This is a genomic window from Polaromonas sp. CG_9.7 (assembly GCF_015752205.1).
Classification (GTDB): Bacteria; Pseudomonadota; Gammaproteobacteria; order Burkholderiales; family Burkholderiaceae_C; genus Polaromonas.
Window position 1 is genome coordinate 39,317 of the sequence record NZ_JADOVG010000012.1, and the last position, 23,826, is coordinate 63,142.

Here is a 23,826-nt window from a genome sequence, read left to right on the forward strand (position 1 = left end):
CGGCGGCTCAATCGTAGAGGGCGCTCTGAAGTTCCATGAACTTTTCAGGGCCGATTGCCGTCTTGATCTTGGGGGCCAGCTCTTGCAGTTTGGCCAGGTTGGTGGCGCCTTCAACAGCCAGGTTGAGCAGAAAGCCGCGCAGACCCAAGCTCGCCGTCAGTCGGGTGGCGATGGGATAGGCTCTTGAATATTGCGCCCGGGCCGTGGCGATGGACAGGCCCTCCTCGTCCGGGGAAGAAGGCACAGAGTAAGAACCTTCAGTTGCCGCTTTGGCAAGGAAAGTCGAAGGTGCCTCAGCCTGAAAGCCCAGCATGCCGTCTGGCGCAGTGGCGATAACGGACACCTGGACGGCAACGTTGCAGGGCGCCAGCAGGCCGTGCGCTACCAAATGGCCTATGTCCTCCGAACTGACTCCAAGCCCGGCCGTGGCTCTCATGACCTCCTCCAGATCGCGCTTTCCATCAAACAAAATGAAGGCTGAACGTTGCCGTGGCGTCAGCAAGACGGCCCGGCACTTAAAAGCTGACTGTCCGTGCTGTGTTTTCATATAAATCATGGCGTGCCTTCTGTAAATGCCGGTATCTGGGCCATGAAGCCCTTGCGTCGATTGGCTGATGTTACATTTTGACACTTTTTTGACTTTTTGCAATCCTGTTTCATTTTTGCTTTTTTGGAGTTGCCTTTGCGCGGTGCCGGCAGCGCGGGGGAAGTGGTGCAGCATCAGACTGGGCATGGCCAAAACGAACTGTTTTCTGCCAAAGTCAGGGTTGCCGCAAGGATTCACGGCAGGAACAGTGCAAAGCCGGTCAACCGTAAAAACGTCTGTGCCGGATCGCAAGGGCTTTAAAAACTGACAAAGGTTTTGAAGGGTGCACAGCAGAACACCGGCACCCTTTGCCGGTCCGTCAGTCGTTGGCGTAGATGTCGACGTCCTTGGTTTCCTTCACGAACAGCGTGCCTATGACAAACGTCATGCCGGCAATGATGATCGGATACCACAGCCCGTTGTACATGTTGCCTGTCTGCGCCACGATCGCAAAGGCGGTGGTGGGCAGCAGGCCGCCAAACCAGCCATTGCCGATATGGTAGGGCAGGCTCATGGACGTGTAGCGGATACGTGTCGGAAAGAGTTCCACCAGCATCGCGGCAATCGGGCCATACACCATGGTCACCAGAAGCACCAGATAGAACAGGATCAGGGTGACCATGAACTTGTCCACTTTGGCCGGGTCGGCCTTGGAGGGATAACCGGCGGTCTTCAACGCGTCGGCCACGGATTTTTTGAACTCAGCGTCCTTCTTCCTGGCTTCGTCGGCCGGCAGGCCCTTGGCGGTGTAGCTGGAAATCTCGGTCGTGCCGATCTTGATGGTGGCCGGCGTGCCGGCCTTGCCTGGCGCATTTTCATAGCTGACCGAAGCGCCGGCCAGCACCTGTTTGGCAATGTCGCAGGAACTGGTGAACTTGACGGTGCCGGTCGGGTTGAACTGGAACGAGCATTCCGAAGGGTCGGCGGTCACCACCACCTGGTTAGCGGCCTGTGCGGCGGCCAGGTCGGGGTTGGCAGCCTTGGTCAGCGCGGTGAACACCGGGAAATAGGTCAACGCCGCCAGCAGGCAGCCTGCCATGATGATCGGCTTGCGGCCGATCTTGTCCGACAGCATGCCGAAGACCACGAAGAATGGCGTGCCCAGAATCAGCGAGTAAGCCACCAGGATATTGGCCGTCGGGCCGTCCACCTTCAGCGCCTGCGTCAGGAAGAACAAGGCATAGAACTGGCCCGAGTACCAGACCACGGCCTGGCCGGCGGTCAGGCCGACCAGCGCCAGAATCACGATTTTCAGATTTTTCCACTGGCCAAAGGACTCGGACAGCGGCGCCTTGGAGGTCTTTCCCTCGGCCTTCATTTTCTGGAATGCAGGCGACTCGTTCATCGACAGGCGGATGTACACCGACACGGCCAGCAGCAGGATGGAAACGAGAAACGGAATGCGCCAGCCCCAGTCGGCAAAAGCGGCCTCGCCAATGGCGGTTCGCACGCCCAGGATGACCATCAGGCTCAGGAACAGGCCCATGGTCGCCGTGGTCTGGATCCAGGATGTGTAGGCGCCGCGCTTGTGCTGGGGCGCGTGCTCGGCCACATACACCGCCGCACCGCCATACTCGCCGCCCAGCGCCAGGCCTTGCAGCATGCGCAGGGCAATCAGGATGATCGGCGCAGCAACCCCGATCGACGCATAGTTGGGCAGCAAGCCGACGATAAAGGTGGACAGCCCCATGATGACGATGGTGACCAAAAACGTGTACTTGCGGCCGATCATGTCGCCCAGGCGGCCAAACAGCAGCGCGCCGAAAGGCCGGACGATGAAACCGGCGGCAAACGCCAGCAGCGCAAAAATGAAGGCCGAACCGGAGTCCAGTCCGCTGAAGAATTGCCGGGCGATGATGGCCGCCAGCGAGCCATACAGATAAAAATCGTACCACTCGAAAACCGTGCCCAGCGAAGACGCGAAGATCACGCGCCGTTGCTCGGATGACATCGGTCTGTTGTCGATTGCACGTGTCGCCATTGTTTTGTCTCCCACTGATAAATACCTCTGGAATAGAAGCTGCCAGTAGTATTTTTGAAACACCTGTCAGCAATCTGACTTGAAAATAACAAAACCTTACATAAAACTTTCACGAAACTGACAAATAAATGCTAACCCTTATGACATTTTTCAGCATGTGAAGAACCTACTTACAAACCCTGATGTCGACGGGCAATGCCTGACGAAACCGTATGCACCGAGTTCCAGTCCGGCCCATCAAACCACGGGTCGCCCAGCAGGTAATTGCGCAGCATGACAAGCGCATCCAGCCCCCAGAAAAGCTTGTCGTCAACGGCAAAAGTGGGAACGCCAAAAACGCCGCGCGCTATGGCGGCGTCGGTGTTTTTCTTGAGCTGCACCTTGACGGCATCGCTTTCGGGATCATTCCCTGGCCGAAGCTGTCTTGTCAGCGCCTCTTGGCGCTGCGCATCGACGGCTTCGGCGCCGCCACGCCAGACATGGCGAAAAATGGTTTCGCACACATAGCGGTTGGGCGCGCCCGGCGTCGCCTCGGCGCTGCAGGCCAGCGCCAGCCGCAGCAATGCCAGCGGGTTGAAGGGATGGCTGGCGGGCATGTCCAGCGCAATGCCCCGGCTGTGCGCCAGCCACAGCACCTGGCGATAGGTCCATTCGCGCTTGGAGGCGATCTCGGCCGGCCCCAGCTGGCCATGGTGCTTGAGCAAGCCGGCGAACAGCACCGGCACATGGCTGACGCGGTAGCTCACGCCCATCAGCGCTTCGGGCAGGGCTTCAAACGCCAGATGGGCATAGGGAGAGATGAAGTCGAGATAGAACGTGATGTGTTTCATGGCGGGCGATCCTTGTTTGAATCGAGCATAGCGGCAAGGCCAGCCACCGGCACGCTGGCGGCGCCAGTCGTGCAGACCTTGCCAGGTGTGATGCGGCAGCGTTATTGGAGGGGACGGTTTCGAGCCGCTGCGGAACAGGTGGCCCAAGACCCTAAACGCTATGAATTAAATAGCTACTTAAGCATACCTATATTGCGCAAACAGCACTTTTATCTTGAAAATTCAATATTTGAGCCGCGCGTAGTAGGTTTCTTGCGCCGCCTCCCGCGCCTGCCGCAGGGTGTGGATGCCCATGCCCTGCAGCAGCGGCAGCAGGCGCAGCAGCACTTCAGCGGTCAACATGGCGTCGCCCAGTGCCGTGTGCCGGCCCAGCACGGTGATGTTGAAGCGCCCGGCAATGGCTTCGAGCCGGTGCGATTTTTGGCTTGGATGCACCACCGCCGACAGCAGCAGCGTGTCCAGCACCGGCTGGTGAAAGGCAACGCCGGTGCGAGCCTCCTGCAGCTGCAAAAACTTCATGTCGAAAGCCGCGTTGTGCGCCACCAGCACGGTGTCCTGCGCAAACGCATGAAAGGCGGGCAACACCTCGGCAATCGTCGGCTGGCCGGTGACCATGTCCTGCGTGATGCCGTGGATGGGAATCGAGGCGGCTGAAATCAGCCGGCCCGGGTCCACCAGCTGTTCGAACGACTCCTGGCGCAGCAGCTTGCCGTTGACGATGCGGGCCGCGCCGATCTGGATGATCTCGTCGCCTTGCGAAGGGTTCAGGCCGGTGGTCTCGGTGTCGAACACGGTAAAGGACAGCGACGACAGCGGCTGGTCGTCGAGCGCGCTGGCCTGCTCGCTGAGCTGGAACAGATCTAAATCGTAGTACTCGGGCCGGCTCTCGCTCTGCATGATCTGCGCGGCATCAAGCTGCTCCTGCGCGCTGGCCAATGGCAGCAAAAAGCGGAAAAAAGCCTGGTGGCGCACGCGCTCGCGCTCGAACCACATCTCGCCGCCGTGGCGCTCGACCACGTCACGCACCGTCAGCGGCGTGCTCTGGGTGCCAAAACGCATCGGGTCCATTTCCCAGGCCATGACGGTTTCGGTGCTCATCACCTGGCCCGACCAGATCAAATCGAGCTGCGCGCGCTGGCCGGCCTGCTGCAGCCGCAGCTGCAAAAACTTCACGTCGAATTCATCGACCAGCCGGCTCGCCAGGTAGGTCAGCGCCTGCAGCAGCGTGAAGCTTTCAACCTTGAGCCACAGGGCGGCGTCGGCGCCTTCAATCGCCACGCTGCGCCGGCAATGGCTTTCAATCTGCCGCTGGGCGGCGGTGACAAAGTCGGTGCCGAGCATTTCCTCAAGCGGCCAGCGGGTCTTGAGCGCCTGCGTCGAGCGTGCTACCTGGTCAGTGATGCGCGCGCTCATGGCGCTGACTTCTTCGCGCACCACGCGCAGAAACTGCTCGCGCATCTCGGGTTCGAGGTCGGCGTAACCGAGCATGTCGACGGCCGCCTGCATGTTGGCCAGCGACGAGCGGCTGCCCTCGGTCAGGCCGTGCAGCAGCTGGTCGCGCAGCGTCGCTTCCTCGAAGCTCTGCGTCACGTTGTCGAGCATCAGCACAAAGCCGCTGATGCCGGCGTCCGGCGCGTCGCCGGTCGCCGGGTCGCGCACCGGCGCCATCTGCACGCGGATCAGCTGGCCGGAGCGGGTGGCCGTGACAAACTGCGCCGACGGGCTGGCCGCGCCCCGGCGCAGGCGCTGGTGAATGGTTTGCAGCGCATGCGCCACCAGCTGGCGGTCGAATACGGCGTAGATTGAGCGGCCGATGCCCATCAGCTCGGCGCCATCGGCCAGCGCGGGAGCCTGCGACAGGGCGCGAAACTGCAGCCTGGCGCGGCTGTTGTAGAGCAGGATGCGGCCGCCCTGGTTGCAGACCACCACGCTTTGCGTCAGCTCGGCCATCAGCGCGGCCAGGCGGTTTTTTTCCTGCTGCACGCTGCGGCTGGCCAGCGCGATCTGCTCGGCCATGCCCTCGCGCAGGCGGTCGCGCTGGGCGGCCAGTTCGTTGATGCTGCCAGCGAGGGCGCAGAGTTCGCTGCTGCCCTGCAGCGTGAGCGGCTGCGCCTGGGTAGCAGCCAGCAGCACGCGGGTTTCCTCCAGCAGGCGGGCCGGGGCGCTGGCGTAGCGCAGGTACAGCCAGTGCAGCCCATACGCCACGCCCACCAGCGCCGCCCCCCAGCTCATGCCAAGCAAGGCGATGCGCGGCCCCAGCAGCGCACCCACGGTTTCGCGCTCGGCGGGCGCCAGCGTGGACCAGACCAGCGCCCCGCTCAGGACCAGCCAGGCGGCCAGGGCCAGCCCGACGGCGACAATTGCCAGTACCAGCCGGCGGTCGGGCGGCTTCATGGCGGGACGCCGAGCATTTCGGCCACCTTGTCGGCCAGTTCTCGGGTGGAAAACGGCTTGGTCATGTAGGCGTCCGCGCCCAGCGCCAGTCCCTTGGCCAGGTCGGTGTCGCGGCCCTTGGCGGTCAGCATCAGGATCTTGGTGGCCTGCAACGCCTCGCTGGCCCGCACCGCCTGGCAAACCTCGAAGCCGGATTTTTTCGGCATCATCACATCGAGCAGCACCAGGTCGGGCCGGTCACGGGCGATCATGTCCAGCGCCTCCTGGCCGTCTCTGGCCACCAGCACGGTGTAGCCTTCGCGCTTCATGAGGTATTCGAGCGAGATCACGATGTTCGGCTCGTCGTCGGCGACCAGTATTTTCAGGCTCATGTCTTGTCTCCTCTTGTTGGCTTCGCTTGTGGCATGGGCGCGTGCCAAGGCAGGTGAAATGCAAAGCACGCGCCCTGTCCGCTGCCAGGCTCCAGCCACAGCCGGCCGCCGAAATGCTCGACGATCTGGCGGCTGATCGGCAGGCCCAGGCCGGTGCCCTGCGGCCGGTTGACGCCGTTGCCGCCTTGCAGGAAGCGCTCAAAAATCAGGCTTTGCTGTTCGGCTGGCACACCGGGCCCATTGTCTTGCACGCACACTGTCAGGCCGCTGACATCGCTCGCCAGGCGGACCACCACCTCGCCGCCGGGAACCGGCACAAACTTGGCGGCGTTCGACAGCAGGTTCAGCACCACCTGCGTCAAGCGGTCCGGGTCAGCCCATAACAGGCGCACCTCCGGGGGCAAGTGCAATTGCACCGCGCACTGACGTTCGCGAAACATCTCGGACGTGGTTTCGACCGCCTGCGACAGCAGCGCGCGCAGGTCCACCTCGGCGTTGTGCCACTCGGCGTTGCCCGACTCGATCTTCGCCAGGTCCAGAACCTGGTTGACCAGACGCGTCAAGCGCTCGGTTTCCGACACGATGATCCGCATGAAATGCTGGCGCTGCGTCAGGTCCATGTCGGCGTCGTCGCGCATCAACTCGGCGAGTGCGCGGATCGAGGTCAGCGGCGTGCGCAGCTCGTGCGTCACCGAGGACATGAAATCGTCTTTCAGCCGGTCCAGGCTCTTGAGCTGCTCGTTGGCCTGGCGCAGCTCGGCCGTTGCACGCTCCAGCGAATGCGACTTTTCTTCCAGTTCATGCGAATAGGCGCGAATTTGCGACGACTCATCCAGAATGCGCAGCACGTCCTCGGGCGTGAGCACTTCTTCTTCCACCACCGAGGCCACCAGCACCCGGGCCGAAGCGCTGCCGACGGCGCCGGCCAGTTGGGTTTCGACAAACTGCACCAGCCGGGCATCGGGCCGGATGCTCTCTATCTGGCGCACGCCGGCCTGACGCGCATAGGACGCGAACAAGGCCCCGGCCTTGGCTGCACCCATGAAACGCTCGCACAAACGCAGCAAGTCGGGCACCTTGGCCTGGCCGCGCCAGAACACCGGGCTGGACGCTGCCGTGCGGTGGAACACATCGACAAACAGCAGCGCCTGGCTGGCTTCCTGCCCCGATGGCGCGCGCCACAGCGACAGGCCGACATAGGCGCCGACGTTGACCAGCAGGCTCCAGAACAGCGCATGCGTGAGCCCGTCCAGGCCCTGCAGGCCGAGCAGCTGCTCGGGCCGCAGCAGCGTGATGCCCCACGGGCCCAGCGTCAGGAAGTCGGTGCCCAGCCAGCCTGACTTGGCAATCGACGGCAGCATCAGCGTGTACGCCCACATCAGGAACCCGGCCAGCAAGCCGGCCAGTGCGCCAAGGCGGGTGCCGCCCTTCCAGTACAGCCCGCCCAGAACCGCCGGCGCGAACTGGGCCACCGCGGCGAAGCTGATCAGGCCGATGCTGACCAGCGCATAGGCCTCGCCCGCCAAATGAAAATACACATAGCCCAGCACCAGCACGCCCAGAATGGCGGCGCGCCGGATGCCCAGCAGCAAGCGGCTCAGGTCATGGCCGGCAGCGCCGTGAAAGTGCCGGGAGCGCAGCAGCAGCGGCAACACCAGCTCGTTGCTGACCATGGTGGACACGGCAATGGTCTCGACAATCACCATGCCGGTGGCCGCCGACAGGCCGCCGATGAACGCGAACAGTGCCAGCATCGGCTGCCCAGCAGCCATCGGCAGCGACAGCACAAAGGTCTCCGGGTTCATCGGACTGCCGCCAAAATACAGCAGCCCGCCCAGCGCAATCGGCAGCACGAACAGGTTGATGAGCAGCAGGTACAGCGGAAACACCCAGACCGCGCGGCGCAGGTGGCTCTCGCGCACGTTTTCCACCACCATCACCTGAAATTGCCGGGGCAGGAACAGCACCGACAGCATCGACAGCAAGATCAGCGCAAACCATTGCGTCCAGGCAAAGTCAGCGCCCTGCTCCAGCCGCACCAGTCTTTGCAGGGCCGGCACCGCCTGGGCCCGGACAAACAGGTCGGCCAGGCCGTCGAACAGGCCATAGACCACGAACACGCCCACCGCCAGGAAGGCCACCAGCTTGACCACCGACTCGAAAGCAATCGCCGCCACCATGCCCTCGTGGCGCTCGGTGGCGTCCAGGTGCCGGGCACCAAACACCATGGTGAAACCGGCCAGCACCAGCGCGACATAAAAAGCGCTGTCCTGCATCCAATGCGGCGACCCCGGCGCCGCGCTGCCCGCAGGCGTGGTCAGCAGTCCATAGCCTGCCGACACGGCCTTGAGCTGAAGGGCAATGTAGGGAACGATGCCGACCAGGGCAATCAGCGTGACCAACCCGGCCAGTAAAGGGCTTTTGCCGTAGCGGCTGCCAATGAAGTCGGCAATCGACGTGATGCGCAAGGTCTTGGCAATGCGGATCATCTTGCGCAGCACCATCCAGCCGAGCACCATCGCCAGCGTCGGTCCGAGGTAGATCGGCAAAAACCACACCCCGCCAGACGCGGCCCGGCCGACGCTGCCAAAGTAGGTCCAGGCGGTGCAGTACACGCCCAGCGACAGCGCATAAGTCCAGGGGTTGGCAATGATCGAGCGCCCTTCGGCGGCCCGCCGGTCGCCGTACCAGGCGACCCCAAACAGCAGCAGCAGATAGGCCAGCGACGCACCGATGACCCAGACGGGCGACAGCATACCTAATCGTCCGCCTGCGTCTGGCCGGGCCGCTCCATCTGCCAGGCCAGCACGGCAATCAGCAACGCCCAGAGAATGAACAGCGCCGCCGGGAACAATGGAACGCCCAACAGCGTGGCGTCCCGGTCCCACAAGCCCAGCAAGGGAAAGTTAAACAACAGCCAGCCACTGGCGAAAAGCGCCAGCAACCGCTGTGCTCGCAGTCCTTTGAACACCAGCGCCTCCTTGCCGCGACAACCGGGTTGATGCCGCTCAGCTCTTGGTGCTGGGCTAGGCAATGCTGGCATGGGCATGCTTGAGCGTGACTTCGGAAAGATCACGCCTGACCAGAATGCGCCAGGCCCGGCGCAGCCAGAAAAACCCCATCGGGAACAGCGCCAGGAAAAGAATCCACGTCAAGGCCACGCTGAAATTAAAAACCATGCAGCACTCCCTGAAACCGGCGCGGCACCCTGCAGCACGACGTCGATTGAATTGAAAAAAAGGCCCTGCCAGTGCCAGTGGCAGGGCCTCCATTGTCACGCCCTACCCGCCTGAACGGGCAAAGGGATTTGCATCAAATCATGGCGTACCAGACTCGATGGCTGCCCGTGACCAGTTTGGAGCCGCGCGGAACAGGCACGGCTTCAACCATCGCCTGGATATGCGCTGGCGGTTCTCTGGTGAATTTTCCAACCAGGAAAACCATCCCGAAATTCACCATGGCGCCGACCGCACCGAAGGCTTCCGGCCTGATGCCGAATAAGCTGCTTGCGCCGCCGATCATCGGATGGAACCCGGTTCCGTTGATGAAGAAAGTACCTTGTGCGCCACCAGATAGAACAACGTGACGAACAAGCCCGACAGCATGACGGCAATGGCGCCTTGCTTGTTCATCTTCTTGCTGAAGATACCCATCATGAGGATCAGCAAGCCCGCAGCCGTTGACAGTGCTGCGGCCAGGCCACCCGCTGCCACCAGCGCGATCACCCAGTTGGGCAGCAACGCAATTTCAGGATTGGCCAACACAATGATGTCGGGGTTGACCGTCAATTCGTTGCCTTTCCAGCCGGCTGCTTCTGCCTGGCCCGTGGCAACTTCGTTTTTGCTGGTGTCGTTGTAGTACTGGATGCAGCCGTCGCCGTTTTTGTCTTCAAACTTGAGCAACCCGGTTTTTTTCCAGCGCTTCATCCAGTCGGGGCGGTCCCCGTTCAGGATGCTGGATTGAGGGGCATACAGGTCTTTGCCGGTTGCCACGGCAGTGTTCACCGTCGCAGGCAGGTTCGGTTTGGCCATGGCCGCTACGGCGGGTGCCGTGGTGTAGAGGATGGCGATGAAAACCAGTGCCCAGCCCGCAGAACTGCCGGCATCCTTGACCGACGTAACGGTGAAGAATCTCATAATGACGTGCGGCAAGCCAGCGGTCCCGATCATCAGCGACAGCGTGTACATGAACATGAACATGAACATGTTCAGCGTGCTGCCGGCTGTGGTGATGGTGGTGTATTGGCTAAAGCCCAAATCGGTGACGACCAGGTCCAGCTTGGCCTGTAGCGACATGTCGGTGCCGGAAAAACCACGACCCAAGCCCAGATGTGGAATCGCGTTGCCCGTCAGCTGCAGCGAGATAAAGACCGCTGGCACGGTGTAGGCAATGATCAGCACGAAGTACCGGGCCAACTGGGTGTGGGTGATGCCTTTCATGCCGCCGAACACGGCGAACAAAAAACAATTCTTATACCTACGTAGATGCCCACCTCGTTGCTCGTGTCCAGGAGGCGGGAGAACGCCTAAACTCTCTCTACTTTAATCTTTGATACATGAGGCAAAGGAGACCCTGCCGTGACCGATCTTGTACTTTCGCAACTGACCGACCCGTTTCGCATCGGTCTGATCATCGCCCTTGTGGTCACGATGATCAGAACCTCCGCTGTGACCGGGCGCGCCCTGCCTTTAGCCCTGGGGGTGGTTTTCGTGGCCGTGATCCTGCCCAGCACCATGCCAGGCGGCGCTGCAATCCTCAGCGATGCCATTCTTGCAGGGCTGATCTCGAACCTGATCATATTGGGACTGGCCCTTCCCATTGCGGCGCTGGTCGCACGACTGCGCCGCTGACCTCCTCTGTTTGATCCCAGATCAAAGGCACCCATCGTGCGTGCGTGGAGGTGGTTGGTTGGCATGATGCGCAGCCATGGGTGTAACCGTCGGCAAGCCTGGCCAGACACAAAGGGCGATAAGGCTTTGGTGTCCAACAGTGGCGCATATCGTTATTGCGCCCGAAGCGTGCCGCTTCTGGAAACATCAGCCGGACAGGTTCGCCTCGCGATTCTTTGTAAAGGCCGTGGTGCGTGCCAAGACGCTTCCCCTCACTCTTCCTGGGCCAAAGTATCAGTTTGTGGATGGCACTTGTCCGGGGCCAACTTCCGCCAATCAAGGCGCTGCAGCAGCGTGTAAACAGGCGAGCGTCACAGCGCATCATCAAGGCGATGCTTGATTTGGCCAACCACAATGGCGCCTTCCTCGCGGACTTGCGCCAGAAACGGATTGAGTGCAGCAGCCTCTTTTTTCCGCGTGAAGTTTTGTCTGCGCCGCCCCCACGCGCTGGAATGGGGCTGCCGCGCACGGCCTTTCCGTGAAGGAATTGGTGCGCTGCTTACTTGCCCAACCGTTGAACAGTCCGATTGCTTTAGCTGTCTGCTCCAAGCTCAATGCAAATCGCAATGAAAATATCTCCGCCTGCACGTAGCGCAACGGTTCGGCAGTTACAGCATTGGAGATGGCTTGTATCGAAATATGAACAACATCTTCCATCGTGCAATTCTGGCCATGACGAAAGCCGAAATTGATACGTTTCAATGAAGTGGATCTGTTGAGTTGCGGACGCGGGCATCTCGCTTGCCCTTTCCTGCTTCCTGCAAATCGGGCGCAGCATGCTGCGCCCGATTTGCAGGAAACAGACCAGCCTGGCCCCTTGGGGGCTGATGGCCGTATCGCAAAGAAGGCCGGGCCAGGGACCCGAAGGCCCCGGTCCGGCAGTTGGATTTACTTACCGCTGTCGCCGGCGAAGATATCCTTCTTGTGGGTGCCACCCGGCACGAACAGCGTGCCGATCACCACCGTCATGACCGCAATCACGATCGCGTACCACAAGCCCGAGTAGATGTTGCCGGTCTGGGCAGAGATCGCAAAAGCGGTCGCTGGCATCAGTCCGCCAAACCAGCCATTACCGATGTGATACGGCAACGACAGGCCGGAGTAACGGATGCGGGTCGGGAACATTTCGACCAACATCGCCGCAATCGGGCCGTAGACCATCGTTACCAGCAGGACCAGGTAGGTCAAGATAAGAATGATCGTCAACTTCTGTGCCGTGAAAATGTCGACAAAATTCTGCGCCTTGGCGATGGTCGTGTTGTCGGCTGGCACCAGCGGGTAACCCGCCTTCTTCAGCGCGGCGTTCAGACTGCCGTCAAAGGTTGTCTTCGCCTTTTTCAGATCGTCGCCGGTCAGTTTGCCTGCGTCATAGGACTGGATCTCCGTTTCCCCAACCTTCACCATGGCCAAGGTGCCCGATGCGGCCCCTTCAATGGTTTCGTAATTGACCGAAGTCCGCGCGAGCTGTGCCTTGGCGATGTCGCAAGACGATGTGAACTTCACCGTTCCGGTCGGGTTGAACTGGAACGAGCAGTCTTCTGCCGCTACCTTTACCGATACCGGGGTCTGGTGTGCGGCATAGATGGCTGGATTGGCCGTCTTGGTCAAAAAGCCGAACACCGGCAGGAAGGTGGCGGCGGCCAGCAGGCAGCCCGCCAGGATGATCGGCTTACGGCCGATACGGTCAGACAACGATCCAAAGAACAGGAAGCCCCCGGTACCCAGGATCAGCGACCAGGCCACCATGACGTTGGCGGTGAAGCTGTCGATCTTGATCACGTTTTGCATGAAAAACAACGCGTAGAACTGACCGGTGTACCAGACCACGGCCTGACCGGCGACCAGGCCAAACAAAGCGATGACCGCAATCTTGCCATTTTTCCAGTTGCCGAACGCTTCACTTAACGGTGCTTTGGAGGTGCGACCCTCTTCCTTCATCTTCTTGAAGGCGGGGCTCTCATTCATCTGCAGGCGGATATAGAGCGAGACCATCAGCAGGAAGATCGAGCCGATGAAGGGGACACGCCAACCCCAGGCGTTGAACGCCTTGACCATGGTCGGTGCGCCGTCGGCCATCAATACCGCGACGCCGTCTTTCATCAGAGGTACATCGGGGTAGTTGCCGTTGACGTAGCCTTGCACCGACAGAATCACGACCAGCGACAGCAGCAGGCCCAACGTTGCCGTGGTCTGAATGAAGGCCGTGAAGTAGCCGCGCTGGTTGGCCGGCGCGTGTTCGGCCACATAGATGGCTGCGCCACCGTACTCGCCGCCCAGGGCCAGACCTTGCGCCATCCGCAAGACGATCAGGATGATGGGCGCGGCCGTGCCGATGCTTTCGTAGTTTGGCAGCACGCCGACCAGGAAGGTCGATACGCCCATGATGACGATGGTCATCAGGAAGGTGTATTTACGGCCGATCATGTCGCCCAGCATCCCGAATACCAGCGCGCCGAACGGGCGCACGATGAAGCCTGCAGCAAAGGCAAGCAGCGCAAACACGTTGCGTGTATTTTCGGGGAAAGCTGTGAAAAACTGCGCTCCGATGATCGCTGCCAGTGCACCGTAAAGGTAGAAGTCGTACCACTCGAAAATAGTACCCGCCGAAGAGGCCATGATGACCTTCTTCTCTTCGCGGGTCATTGGACGGGATCGCTCCCGCACATTCGTCACCGTGTCAGCTATCGCCATTTTTTGCTCCATGTGTGTCCGGCAATTTGGCCGGACGGTTATTTTCAGAAGTTAGCCTCTGGATCGCTTCGCTCGCTACGGGCGCAGGGCCCGGAGGCGATGTGATGTCACAGGCTTCCCACTACTTGCTGCTCTGCCCTTTTCTGCCCAAACCCGAACATCGACTGCCCTGGATGCCAGCCAGTCGATCCAGTGCAACACACACTATTTATTGTTGCTTTTTGCTCTGCTGGCGCGACTGTGTAGGAGGTTTCTTACGCCAAAATTGCAGACTTGGAGCCATCACGTCAATAGCAGGGTAAGCCCCTAATAAATAACGGACTGTCCGAGGCGAAGTTTTCAAAAGTGACGCATTTGACCGGGAAATGCCTGTACGGAAATGGGCTGGCAAGGCTGGGTGTTGCGGCAACATCCGGCCAAATTTCACACTCGCGCCATACCTTCGCGCCGTTCGGGCACCCGGATCACCGTCACCGAACAATGCGCCTCGGCCACCACCTGCGTCGAAATAGATCCCAGGTAGCGGCGCGCCGTCGAATGGCCGCCCGCGCCCAGCAGGATATGGCTGACGTGGTTCGCCGTGGCATAGTCAATGATCACCGGCCCCGGATCAGGCCCCGCCAGCACGGCAAAGGTCAACCGGTCCTCCGGCAGATCAATCCCTGCGGCCCAGGCCCTCAGCGCCACAAGCCGCACCACATGCAGGTTATTGCCCGCCTCGTCCGTGGCCTGATCTATGCCGATACGGGCGGTCTTCAGGACGTTGACACAAGCAATCCGTGCATCCGGCTGGGTCAACAGCATGCGCTGGACCGAGTCGCGAAGGATTTCAGCCAGCCGCTCGCCCTCGGGGGAAAAATCCACCGCCACGCAAATGATCGGCACCGAAGCGAGATGAAGCGCCACTGAAACTGGCGTCGTGAACCGCTGTATCTTGCGCATCACGCGCCAGCGGTGGAAAACAGTCAGCCGGCTGTCTGGTAGGGTCTTCATCCCCCGTGGTGTCAGCTTGACCTGCAGCGGATACGCCAGATCGAACGCCATCTGCGCGGCTGTTTGGTAACGGTGCATCGGGTCCACCTCCAACGCGCGCAGGATGATCTCCTGCAGCCACTCTGGAACCTCGGGTCGCAGGGCACGCGGCGGCACCGGGTCGCGCCACAGGCGTTTGCGCACCCCTTTCAACTTTTCAGGCATGCCGAATGGCAACTTTCCAGTGGCCAGCTCATAGACCATCGCGCCCAGAGCAAATAAATCCGACCTAAGGTCATCACGGCAACGCAGATACTGCTCGGGCGCGATGTAAGGGAAGGTTCCCATCGGGATGGAAAATTCCTCAGCCAGGAGGTCCGGCAATTGATCATGGCGACTGAGGCCAAAGTCAATCAGCACCGTTTCACCGCCCGACGCCTGAGAAACCGGTCGTTGCATTAAATTTTCTGGTTTCAGGTCCAGATGGATCACATGCTGGCGGTGCAGTTCGGCCACTGCCTGCACCATTTGAGCAGCAATTTCCATCACGTCAGACAGCGGCAGGGGCGCATGCTTGAACACGCCAAGCAACGACCCCCCTTCGATCTTTTCGGCCACGATATAAGGCATCGCCGAAAAATCGCCCACGCCCACCACCCGGGGCACATGGGGCCCGGACAGACGCGGCATGATCATCTGCTCCACCTCGAAGCCCACGATGGCGGGGCCGTCATAGCCGTCCATGATGATCGGGACCTTCATCACCATGGAGGTGGGATGGTCGGGGTGCGTCACCTCCCAGATCGTGGCGAAGGCGCCTTGATGCAGTTTTTCGCCCAGGCGAAAACCATCGATCGCCATTCCAGGATGCGGCAGTACCGGCATCTCATTTACCTTTCATCAAGCGACGCGCCAGTTCTTCGGGCAGTCCGGCCACCCGCATTTTCTGAACCGTTTTCGCCGTGTCATACGGCGTTCGGCGAAAGGTCAGCTCATTGGTTCCAGTGTCCAGCAGCGCATAACCTGCCTGCGCCGTCCCGTCGCGCGGCTGGCCCACCGCACCCACCACCGCCAGCCAGCGGCGCGAGCGAACCAGAGGAATCGGCGTGGCCATGCGGAACGAATGCACCCGCACCACGCCGCCCACGTTGCTACTGGCCAGCAGGGGCACATGCACATGCCCGCACAGGATGATTCGCGCTTCGCAAGACCGGAACGATCCCCGGGCCATGCTGGCCGATGTCACATAGATCCACGCCCCCGGATCATTGGCCGAGGCGTGAACAAAAAGCACATCCCCTGTCGTTGCCATCAAGGGCAAGCCTGCCAGAAACGTCCGGTGCGCGTCGGTCAGCTGGGCCTTGGTCCAGACCATCGCCCGTCTGGCATTGGCGCTCAACGATTCGACCCCACCTGCGGCCGCGCTGTCATGGTTGCCCCGGATGCAGACGGCCCCTGCCGCCACCAGACCGGCGGTCTTGTCAACGCACCATTCGGGGTCAGGGCCGTAACCCACCACATCGCCCAGAAGCACGATCCGGTCCACCCCGCGCGCGGCTGCATCGGCCAGAACAGCCTCAAACGCCTCCCGGTTGGCGTGGATATCGGTCAGAACGGCAAACCTCATCGGAACTCCTCCCAAGACGCAGCGCGGATCTTCCTGCAAACGCCCCAACCCTGCCATGTGGCGGATCAAGCTGGCACATAGTCAAAAATATCTCAACAATCATCACAACACCACGCCCTTTTAACGCCTTAATTCCGCTGGGGAGTGGCGCCTGCAGGAGTCAAAATCGGTGCTGACTGACGTGGTCTCGGTGCTCCACCGTGAGCACTCAGCGTCAGGTATGGAGTATGCAGCGTGTCCATGGGGAATTCCAAAATGGGGTCGCCCTCAAACGTGTCCAGGCCCAAGGACACCACCAGCGCCGGCAGCCCAAAGTCGGCCACACCCTGCAAGGCGGCGTGCCAGACTTTAAAACCCGTACTGCGCAGCAAGATGACGGATGACGGCCAGACCGATTCCCTGCACGCTGGCCATGAGCTGCTACGCCGACCTGGAGGTGTTGACCATCGACGAGTATGGGGGTTAGCGATGGGACCTCAAGGGAAAACACCCAGACACACTTCTCACAGCAAAAAGCGCTTTGCCTGTGTGTCCCTGGCCCATCAACAGCGCGTGCCGCCCCCCATGGCCACCCTGTCAAAGGCCGGCCATGGGAAGGGGGGCGGCGACATCAAGCCTGCAAGGCCTGCATGCGCTGCGCAATGAGGCGCCAAGCGGCGCGCTTGCCGTCGTCATTGGCGCTGCTCCAGCCGGCGATTTCGTTGCGCGTGCGAAAGCAGCCTTCACACAGGTCCGTCCGGGCGTTCATGCGGCAAATTGAAATGCAGGGCGAGGGGATATCGGCAGCCGTGTCCACGGTACGCAAGCGCAAGGTGACCAGGGAGATGGCGCGCGCCAGCGCCTGTTGCTGCTCGTCGGTGTCCACCGCCAGATCCACCACGGGCGCATCGGTCAAGCGCTGAAGCGCCTGCGGCGAGAGCCTGAACACCGCATGCGGATGGCCAGCCGCCGCCCAGAGTTCGTCAAAACGGAACAACGACTGGTCGATCAGCACCAGCACCGGTGTGGCGTGAGCCAGCGGTGCCACGCCGCCAATCGAAAAGCCGGTACTTGCCTTCACAAATGCCGCATCGGCCCGGCCCAGCCGCTTGCCATCGCAGACCAGGGCTTCGACTTTTTTCTCGTCCACACGCTGGTCGCCGGAGGTCACCACCAGCACGGCGGCATCGTCCTGCTTGCGGCGAAACACAATGCTTTTGGCAATCTGGCCAACCGACACACCCAGCGCATCGGCCGCCTGTTGCGCGGTTCGGGCAGCGTCGTTCAGCATGACAGGGGCGTGCGCATGTCCGCTGGCCAGAAGCACTGCAGCCACGCGTTGAACGCCTTCGGGCAAGGTCAGGATTTCGGCGCCGCACATCACAAAGCCGCCCGCATGTTCAATAAGGCCGTACCGGCACGCGAGCCGGATTTCCGGCCGAGAAAATCGCTGATGAACTGGCCGGCGTCGATTAGCTTGTCCAGGTCGATGCCGGTGGCTATGCCCAGGCCATGCAGCAAATAGACCACGTCTTCGCTGGCCACGTTGCCGGTCGCGCCCTTGGCATAAGGGCAGCCGCCCAGACCCGCCACCGACGTGTCGAACTGCCACACGCCCATTTCCAGGCTCGCCAGGGTGTTGGCCAGGGCCTGGCCATAGGTGTCGTGGAAATGCCCGGATATGTCGTCGATGTCGAAGTGGCGCAGGGTTGCTTCGAGTGCGCGCTGCACCTTGAGAGGCGTGCCTACGCCAATGGTGTCGGCGACGCCAACATGCTGCACACCAATGCCCTTCATCAGGCGCGCCAGCATTTCCACCCGCTCTGGCGCTATCTCGCCCTCGTACGGGCAGCCCACGGTGCACGACATCGCGCCCCGCACATGGATGCCGCGGGCTCGTGCGGCCTCCACCACCGGTCGGAAACGCTCGATGCTGTCGGCAATCGAGCAGTTGATGTTGCGCTGGCTGAACGCCTCGCTGGCGGCGCCAAACACCACAATCTCGTCGGGGTGCGAGTCCAGCGACGCTTCGAAGCCCTGGAGGTTGGGCGTCAGCACCGAATAGCACACGCCCGGCTGGCGCTGGATGCCGGCCATCACCTCGGCGTTGTCGGCCATCTGGGGCACCCATTTGGGCGACACGAAGCTGGTGACTTCAATGTTTTTCAAACCCGCCTCCTGCAGGCGGTGAACCAGTTCGATCTTGATGGCGGCGGGCACCGGCTGCTTTTCATTTTGCAAGCCGTCGCGCGGGCCGACATCGACGAGTTTGACGTGGGCAGGGAGTTTCATGGACAGAGGATTCCTTCTGGGCTCAAGTATCTCAAAAACCGGGGCCGCGATTAACGCCACCGGCGTATTCGGGACAGACGGCAGGGTCAGCAAAGCGTTTTCATGACCATCAAACCGGCTCAGCCAGGAAGCTGGTAGCGCAATTGCAGGTGTTGCCTGAAGCGCTTGATGATGATTAACGAGTCTTTCAGCAAGTCACGGTCCAGCGTGCCAAGGCTGGAAAAATGCGACAGGTTGTCAAGCGGTTGCTCCAGCTGTTTTTGCCGAAGATTGCTTTTAAGCTTCATGCTCATCAGGAAATGCAGTGCGTCAATCAGGTCGCGGGCCAGATCGGACGGAATATGCTTTCGGCTCACCAGCACCTGCAGCCGGGCCGTCGTGCCCACCTCGTCAAGCCGATGCTCCAGCGCCAGGGAACGTACGCCATGCACGATGGGAAACGTGCCAAGCTTCTTGAGATCGAACACCTGCTCTTCCCGCCCGCGCAGCGTGGCAAGGCGCACCCACCAACCGGGAGGTTCGCTGAACTGGTCAATAGCAGCTGCAAAACGGGCAAAAAATGCATCGCTGCCTGCCATGATGCGATGCGCGTAATCCCGGGCCTGCCGGAGCAGCGACGCGTCACCAGCAACGGCCCGGGCATCCATGAAGATCGCCAGATTCATCGGCCCGTCCGCATCGGTGCCATAAAGCCATTCCAAAAGACTGTTTTGAAAACCGGCCAGCGGCTGGCACCACAGCGGATTGGTCACCATGATGTTGCCCGGACACAGCGGGTAGCCAAACTCCGTCAACGCCTGGTTGAAACGCTGCACGCTCTGCTGAAGTTCGGCGCACACAAAGCCGTCGCGCAGCAGCAGGGCATTGTCCTGGTCTGTCTTGAGGATCTGCTCGCCACGCCCTTCGCTGCCCATCACGATCAGGCAGCTGTTGGCGACCAGCTCGGCCGGTGCGACAAACGACCACAGGCGGGCAAAAATCTGCTGATTTAGCTCGCTCACCAGGCTGGAAATCAATTCAACCCGGGCACCTCCGCTGTGAAGCAACGCAATCAGGCCATCCATTTGCAAGGCTGCCGTGCGGAGTTCCGAACTACAAGCGGCCTGCTCCACCTGCAGTGCAATCAGGTGTGAATGGTTGGATACAAAGCTCATCAGGTCAAGCTGGCTCAACACGCCCAAAATAGCATCGCCTTCGCGCACCAGCACGCGATGCACACGGTGACGAATCATCGCCAGCAGCGCTTCCGACAGCTCGGCGCCGGCCTGAACCGAGACCAGCGAGAACTGCGTGACCTCGCGAACCGCCAGTTCATGCGGCCGCACGGGCCGAAGCAAGGCATCGCGCAAATCGGTGGTGGTGAACATGCCGATGCGCTCCACGCCGTCCTGCGTGTCACGCACCAGCGCATTGCCCAGCCCCTGCGCCGACAGCAGGCGGCAGACCGACACCAAATCGAGGGCGCCATCGACAAAAAATGGCTTGCGGATGTAGGCATCGCGCACACGCACCATCATGAGTGACAGCAATTCACGGCTATTTCGATTTTCTGATGCAGCCGAAAGCCGCTTCGACAGGTCGGCAAACACCAGCGCGCTGAACAGCGCGTTGCCTGAAATCAGCGCACGCGCCGTGGCACCGGGCAGTTGCCAGGCCTGCACGTCGTCCAGCGCCTGCAGCACGCCGCTGGCGCGGCCAGCCATCACCGCGCGAAAGGCAAAAAAATCAGGTGGCGTGTAGACCGCGACGACCTCTCCCGCTTCCATCTGCTGCACATGGCCCTTGAACAGCACGTACACATGGGCCGGTTCCATGTCAGGGGTCAAAATCACCGTATCTTTCGCAAAAGACACCCGGCGCAAGCTTCCCCGCACCAGCGCCTGCTGCTCCGGGTTCAGGCAGTCAAAAGGCGGCGCATCAAAAGAAAAGGGGTCTGAAAAATGATCCGGCACGGCGGGTTTCCCATGAAAAAAGGACTGCAGGCAATGTTCCTGCAGTCCTTCCAGATTATGGCAAGGTGGACCGAACGGCCCGCCTTGGTCAGGCAAACAACATCAGTGGCCCGAAGCACCCGCAGCGCCAATGCCGGTTTCAGACCGCACCTGCTGCGCCAGGAAGCCAGCCCGGTCGATCTGGGCTTGCTTGCTGTTGTCCAGAATGGAGAACAACCAGATACCCAGAAAGCCCAGGGTCATGGAGAACAAGGCCGGCGAGGCATAAGGGAACAGCGCCGAGCCCTTCGGGTTGCCCAATGTGGCTTCCCAGACAGAAGGCGACACCACCGTCAACGCCACCGACGAGATCAGGCCCAGGAAGCCGCCAATCACCGCGCCGCGGGTCGTGCAGTCTTTCCACAGCACCGACATGAACAGCACCGGGAAGTTGGCCGAAGCCGCAATGGCAAAGGCCAGTGACACCATGAACGCGATGTTCTGCTTTTCAAAGGCAATGCCCAGGACGACTGCAATCACGCCCAGCACCAGGGTGGTGATTTTCGAGATGCGCAACTCTGACGCGCTGTCGGCCTTGCCCTTCTTGATGACCGTGGCATACAGGTCATGCGAAACAGCCGAGGCACCCGACAGGGTCAGGCCGGCCACCACGGCAACGATAGTGGCAAACGCCACCGCCGAGATGAATCCCAGGAACACGTTGCCGCCCACGGCATTGGCAAGGTGAATGGCTGCCATGTTGTTGCCGCCAAGCAGCGCGCCCTTGGCGTCCAGGAAGGACGGATTGGTCAGCACGAAGCTGATGGCGCCAAAACCAATGATGAAGGTCAGCAGATAGAAGTAGCCGATCCAGCCTGTCGCCCACATCACCGACTTGCGCGCTTCCTTGGCGCTGGGCACGGTGAAGAAGCGCATCAGGATGTGCGGCAGGCCGGCGGTACCAAACATCAGCGCCATGCCGAAGGAAATGGCCGAAATCGGGTCTTTCACGAAGTTGCCCGGGCCCATGATGGACTGGCCCAGCTTGGCGGCTTCTTCAGCCGTCTTGCCGGTGCTCGAAGCCAGGTCGGCCTTGATCTTCACCGCCTGGGCAAACATGGCTTCAGGGCTGAAGCCGAAATTCCAGAGCACCATGAGCGCCATGAAACTTGCGCCGCCAAGCAGCAGACAAGCCTTGATGATCTGCACCCAGGTGGTGGCCGTCATGCCGCCAAACAGCACGTAAATCATCATCAAGCTACCAACGATGACCACCGCGATCCAGTATTCCAGACCGAACAGCAGTTTGATCAGCTGGCCCGCGCCCACCATCTGGGCGATCAGGTAGAACGCCACCACGACCAGCGTGCCTGATGCCGCAAAAATGCGGACCGGCGCCTGCTTGAAGCGGAATGCGGCCACGTCGGCAAAGGTGAACTTGCCCAGGTTGCGCAGCCGCTCGGCCATCAGGAAGGTGATGACCGGCCAGCCGACCAGAAAGCCGATGGAGAAAATCAGGCCGTCAAAGCCGCTGGCCATCACGGCGGCGGAAATACCCAGGAAGGAAGCGGCCGACATGTAGTCGCCGGCAATCGCCAGGCCATTTTGAAAGCCGGTGATGCCGCCGCCGCCGGTGTAGAAGTCAGCAGCCGATTTGGTCTTGGACGCGGCCCATTTGGTGATGAACAGGGTCAGCACCACGAAGCCGCCGAACATGCCGATGGCCGTCCAGTTGGTGGCCTGCTTTTCAGCCTGGCCCAGGTCTGCGCCGGCGGACCAGGCCGCAGCCGACACGCCAAACAAGGCCAGCAGCGTCAAAAGACGCCGCATGTTGTCAGATTTGAAATTCATTTGAGCACCGCCTTGGTAACTTCTGCCGTCAGGTCGTCAAATTCCTTGTTGGCGCGCTTGACGTAAATGGCCGTGATCAGAATCGTAAAAATAATCACGCCAAAGCCGATGGGAATGCCGACGGTCATGACACCCTCGCCCAAGCGCTGGGAAAGAAAAGGCTTGTTGAAAGCCACCAGCAGAATGAAGCCGTAGTACACGACCATCATGGCCAGCGTGAGCCACCAGCCATAGCTGGTGCGCTTGGCCTTCAGCTCCTGGTATTTTGGATTTTTTACAATCCGTTGGACCAAATCATCATCCATATCGCTATCTCCTCTAAATAAATTTGTTAGGAGGAGATTAAGGAGGAGGACTTACCGCCTACTTACTCAGCGACTAGGCGTTTACCCTGTAGTTGCGCGCAACGCAGACAGGGAAAAAACCGGTAGTTTTCCGGCGCATTTTCAATAGAAAACCGCTCATCTTTTGCCATGAACAAGACCGGCATGATCAAACGCTGTCCGATCAATAGCCGCGCGCTGGATCGACGATGCCGGACACGGGTTGGCCACCTTGCAGCGCGGCGATCTTGCCAGCAATCTGGGCAATGCTTTCGTCGCGCAGCGTACGCGCCGACGTATGCGGTGTGACAGTAATTTTGGAATGCTGCCAGAACGGATGCGCCGCCGGCAGCGGCTCGGTGCGAAACACATCAAGCGTGGCGCCGGCCAGGTGGCCGCTGTCAAGCAGCGCAATCAGATCGTCGTCCACGAGATGGCTGCCACGCGCCACGTTGATGACATAGCCGCCCGGCTGCAACCGGGCCAGTGTGTCGTGACGCATGATGTTGTCGGTGTCCGGCGTCAGGGGCAGCAGGCACACCAGAATGCGGCTGGCCGCCAGGAAATCATTGAGGCCCGATTCGCCTGAAAAGCATTGCACGCCGGGAATGGTCCTCGCGCTCCGGCTCCAGCCCTGAACCGGAAATTCAAATTGCGCCAGTGCCCGGCTGACGCGCTCGCCCAAGATACCCAGGCCCATCACGCCGACCGGAAAATCCTGGCGCATCCGGGGTTTGCGGTAAGTCCATTTGCCTTCTGCAGCATCCGCCTCGTAGCCACCCAACTCCCTGAAATGCCGGATCACCGCATGGCAGACGTATTCGGCCATCTGTACCGACATGCCGGCGTCGTCCAGGCGCACCACCGGAACGCCTGGCGGCAGGCGCAGCGCCATCAGCGCATCGACTCCGGCGCCGATGTTGAAAATGCCCTTGAGCTGCGTTTGCTCGTCGATGAACTGCTGCGGCGGCGTCCAGACCACGGCATAGTCGGCAAGCGGCGCACCTGCTGACCAGGTTTCAACCTCGGCGCCCGGAAAGGCGTCGCGCAGGCCTTCCAGCCAGGGCTGGGCTTTGGTGCCGGTACAGCAAAAACTAATGCGCATTCAA

The 23,826-nt window shown here is 61.0% G+C and carries 21 protein-coding genes; 1 reads left to right on the forward strand and 20 read right to left on the reverse strand.

From position 1 onward, the window contains the following. Window positions 1–7: 7 nt before the first annotated feature. From IWX87_RS13130 to IWX87_RS13170, 10 genes are all read right to left on the reverse strand, one after another. Complete coding sequence (locus IWX87_RS13130; protein ID WP_370583891.1) at window positions 8–733, reverse strand: hypothetical protein; 726 nt, start codon at window positions 731–733, stop codon at window positions 8–10. Window positions 734–905: 172 nt separating this feature from the next. After that, on the reverse strand, window positions 906–2,537 hold the full coding sequence (locus IWX87_RS13135) for an MFS transporter (RefSeq protein ID WP_370583892.1): 1,632 nt from the start codon (window positions 2,535–2,537) through the stop codon (window positions 906–908). A gap of 200 nt (window positions 2,538–2,737) precedes the next feature. Further along, window positions 2,738–3,397: a 2-hydroxychromene-2-carboxylate isomerase gene (locus IWX87_RS13140; protein WP_196863976.1), complete on the reverse strand. Its 660-nt coding sequence runs from the start codon at window positions 3,395–3,397 to the stop codon at window positions 2,738–2,740. Between the two features lie 222 nt (window positions 3,398–3,619). Then, entirely contained in the window at window positions 3,620–5,791 is a 2,172-nt protein-coding gene (locus IWX87_RS13145; protein ID WP_196863977.1) for an exonuclease domain-containing protein, read from the reverse strand. Further along, window positions 5,788–6,162 (reverse strand): response regulator transcription factor, encoded by a 375-nt coding sequence (locus IWX87_RS13150; RefSeq protein ID WP_196863978.1) that lies wholly within the window; start codon window positions 6,160–6,162, stop codon window positions 5,788–5,790. Before IWX87_RS13150 ends, IWX87_RS13145 begins: the two co-directional genes overlap by 4 nt. Continuing rightward, window positions 6,159–8,918, reverse strand: coding sequence for a sensor histidine kinase (locus tag IWX87_RS13155; protein ID WP_196863979.1), 2,760 nt, complete (start codon window positions 8,916–8,918; stop codon window positions 6,159–6,161). The genes IWX87_RS13150 and IWX87_RS13155 overlap by 4 nt, the downstream gene beginning before the upstream one ends. A 2-nt stretch (window positions 8,919–8,920) precedes the next feature. Next, window positions 8,921–9,133 carry a hypothetical protein gene (locus tag IWX87_RS13160; RefSeq protein ID WP_196863980.1) on the reverse strand — a complete coding sequence of 71 codons (213 nt, stop codon included), beginning with the start codon at window positions 9,131–9,133 and terminating at the stop codon, window positions 8,921–8,923. A 55-nt stretch (window positions 9,134–9,188) separates the two neighbouring features. Further along, window positions 9,189–9,341, reverse strand: coding sequence for a hypothetical protein (locus IWX87_RS13165; protein WP_196864048.1), 153 nt, complete (start codon window positions 9,339–9,341; stop codon window positions 9,189–9,191). A gap of 133 nt (window positions 9,342–9,474) precedes the next feature. Beyond that, window positions 9,475–9,684: a hypothetical protein gene (locus tag IWX87_RS19720; RefSeq protein ID WP_231374786.1), complete on the reverse strand. Its 210-nt coding sequence runs from the start codon at window positions 9,682–9,684 to the stop codon at window positions 9,475–9,477. Beyond that, complete coding sequence (locus IWX87_RS13170; protein ID WP_370583898.1) at window positions 9,681–10,613, reverse strand: hypothetical protein; 933 nt, start codon at window positions 10,611–10,613, stop codon at window positions 9,681–9,683. The genes IWX87_RS19720 and IWX87_RS13170 overlap by 4 nt, the downstream gene beginning before the upstream one ends. Window positions 10,614–10,739: 126 nt before the next feature. On the opposite strand from IWX87_RS13170, the gene IWX87_RS13175 reads away from it, so the two are divergent. Then, on the forward strand, window positions 10,740–11,012 hold the full coding sequence (locus IWX87_RS13175) for a hypothetical protein (protein WP_196863981.1): 273 nt from the start codon (window positions 10,740–10,742) through the stop codon (window positions 11,010–11,012). 363 nt (window positions 11,013–11,375) lie between these two features. Here IWX87_RS13175 and IWX87_RS13180 read toward each other — a convergent pair whose 3' ends face one another. From IWX87_RS13180 to IWX87_RS13225, 10 genes are all read right to left on the reverse strand, one after another. Continuing rightward, window positions 11,376–11,753, reverse strand: coding sequence for a hypothetical protein (locus IWX87_RS13180; RefSeq protein ID WP_196863982.1), 378 nt, complete (start codon window positions 11,751–11,753; stop codon window positions 11,376–11,378). Between the two features lie 186 nt (window positions 11,754–11,939). Continuing rightward, a complete protein-coding gene (locus IWX87_RS13185) occupies window positions 11,940–13,694 on the reverse strand; it encodes an MFS transporter (RefSeq protein WP_196864045.1) in 1,755 nt (584 codons plus the stop codon). 471 nt (window positions 13,695–14,165) lie between these two features. Next, window positions 14,166–15,599, reverse strand: a complete 1,434-nt coding sequence (locus tag IWX87_RS13190) for a bifunctional serine/threonine-protein kinase/universal stress protein (RefSeq protein ID WP_196863983.1) — start codon at window positions 15,597–15,599, stop codon at window positions 14,166–14,168. Window position 15,600: 1 nt separating this feature from the next. Beyond that, window positions 15,601–16,341 carry a metallophosphoesterase gene (locus IWX87_RS13195; RefSeq protein ID WP_196863984.1) on the reverse strand — a complete coding sequence of 247 codons (741 nt, stop codon included), beginning with the start codon at window positions 16,339–16,341 and terminating at the stop codon, window positions 15,601–15,603. A gap of 610 nt (window positions 16,342–16,951) precedes the next feature. Next, window positions 16,952–17,701 carry a YbaK/EbsC family protein gene (locus tag IWX87_RS13200; RefSeq protein ID WP_196863985.1) on the reverse strand — a complete coding sequence of 250 codons (750 nt, stop codon included), beginning with the start codon at window positions 17,699–17,701 and terminating at the stop codon, window positions 16,952–16,954. Beyond that, window positions 17,701–18,612, reverse strand: coding sequence for a hydroxymethylglutaryl-CoA lyase (locus tag IWX87_RS13205; RefSeq protein WP_196863986.1), 912 nt, complete (start codon window positions 18,610–18,612; stop codon window positions 17,701–17,703). The genes IWX87_RS13200 and IWX87_RS13205 overlap by 1 nt, the downstream gene beginning before the upstream one ends. 119 nt (window positions 18,613–18,731) lie before the next feature. Further along, window positions 18,732–20,564, reverse strand: a complete 1,833-nt coding sequence (locus IWX87_RS13210) for a putative nucleotidyltransferase substrate binding domain-containing protein (protein ID WP_196863987.1) — start codon at window positions 20,562–20,564, stop codon at window positions 18,732–18,734. Between the two features lie 102 nt (window positions 20,565–20,666). Next, a complete protein-coding gene (locus tag IWX87_RS13215; protein ID WP_370583899.1) occupies window positions 20,667–22,373 on the reverse strand; it encodes a cation acetate symporter in 1,707 nt (568 codons plus the stop codon). A gap of 17 nt (window positions 22,374–22,390) precedes the next feature. Beyond that, window positions 22,391–22,699, reverse strand: coding sequence for a DUF485 domain-containing protein (locus IWX87_RS13220; protein ID WP_196863989.1), 309 nt, complete (start codon window positions 22,697–22,699; stop codon window positions 22,391–22,393). A 202-nt stretch (window positions 22,700–22,901) separates the two neighbouring features. Then, window positions 22,902–23,822 (reverse strand): glyoxylate/hydroxypyruvate reductase A, encoded by a 921-nt coding sequence (locus tag IWX87_RS13225; protein WP_196863990.1) that lies wholly within the window; start codon window positions 23,820–23,822, stop codon window positions 22,902–22,904. Between the last annotated feature and the right edge of the window lie 4 nt (window positions 23,823–23,826).

Bases quoted from the DNA above. Each gene is read 5' to 3' on its own strand.
- IWX87_RS13130 (WP_370583891.1), bottom strand. From the start codon at position 733: ATGCCCAGTCTGATGCTGCACCACTTCCCCCGCGCTGCCGGCACCGCG.
- IWX87_RS13135 (WP_370583892.1), bottom strand. From the start codon at position 2,537: ATGTCATCCGAGCAACGGCGCGTGATCTTCGCGTCTTCGCTGGGCACG.
- IWX87_RS13140 (WP_196863976.1), bottom strand. From the start codon at position 3,397: ATGAAACACATCACGTTCTATCTCGACTTCATCTCTCCCTATGCCCAT.
- IWX87_RS13145 (WP_196863977.1), bottom strand. From the start codon at position 5,791: ATGAAGCCGCCCGACCGCCGGCTGGTACTGGCAATTGTCGCCGTCGGG.
- IWX87_RS13150 (WP_196863978.1), bottom strand. From the start codon at position 6,162: ATGAGCCTGAAAATACTGGTCGCCGACGACGAGCCGAACATCGTGATC.
- IWX87_RS13155 (WP_196863979.1), bottom strand. From the start codon at position 8,918: ATGCTGTCGCCCGTCTGGGTCATCGGTGCGTCGCTGGCCTATCTGCTG.
- IWX87_RS13165 (WP_196864048.1), bottom strand. From the start codon at position 9,341: ATGGTTTTTAATTTCAGCGTGGCCTTGACGTGGATTCTTTTCCTGGCG.
- IWX87_RS19720 (WP_231374786.1), bottom strand. From the start codon at position 9,684: ATGATCGGCGGCGCAAGCAGCTTATTCGGCATCAGGCCGGAAGCCTTC.
- IWX87_RS13185 (WP_196864045.1), bottom strand. From the start codon at position 13,694: ATGACCCGCGAAGAGAAGAAGGTCATCATGGCCTCTTCGGCGGGTACT.
- IWX87_RS13190 (WP_196863983.1), bottom strand. From the start codon at position 15,599: ATGCCGGTACTGCCGCATCCTGGAATGGCGATCGATGGTTTTCGCCTG.
- IWX87_RS13195 (WP_196863984.1), bottom strand. From the start codon at position 16,341: ATGAGGTTTGCCGTTCTGACCGATATCCACGCCAACCGGGAGGCGTTT.
- IWX87_RS13200 (WP_196863985.1), bottom strand. From the start codon at position 17,701: ATGTGCGGCGCCGAAATCCTGACCTTGCCCGAAGGCGTTCAACGCGTG.
- IWX87_RS13205 (WP_196863986.1), bottom strand. From the start codon at position 18,612: ATGAAACTCCCTGCCCACGTCAAACTCGTCGATGTCGGCCCGCGCGAC.
- IWX87_RS13215 (WP_370583899.1), bottom strand. From the start codon at position 22,373: ATGCGGCGTCTTTTGACGCTGCTGGCCTTGTTTGGCGTGTCGGCTGCG.
- IWX87_RS13220 (WP_196863989.1), bottom strand. From the start codon at position 22,699: ATGGATGATGATTTGGTCCAACGGATTGTAAAAAATCCAAAATACCAG.
- IWX87_RS13225 (WP_196863990.1), bottom strand. From the start codon at position 23,822: ATGCGCATTAGTTTTTGCTGTACCGGCACCAAAGCCCAGCCCTGGCTG.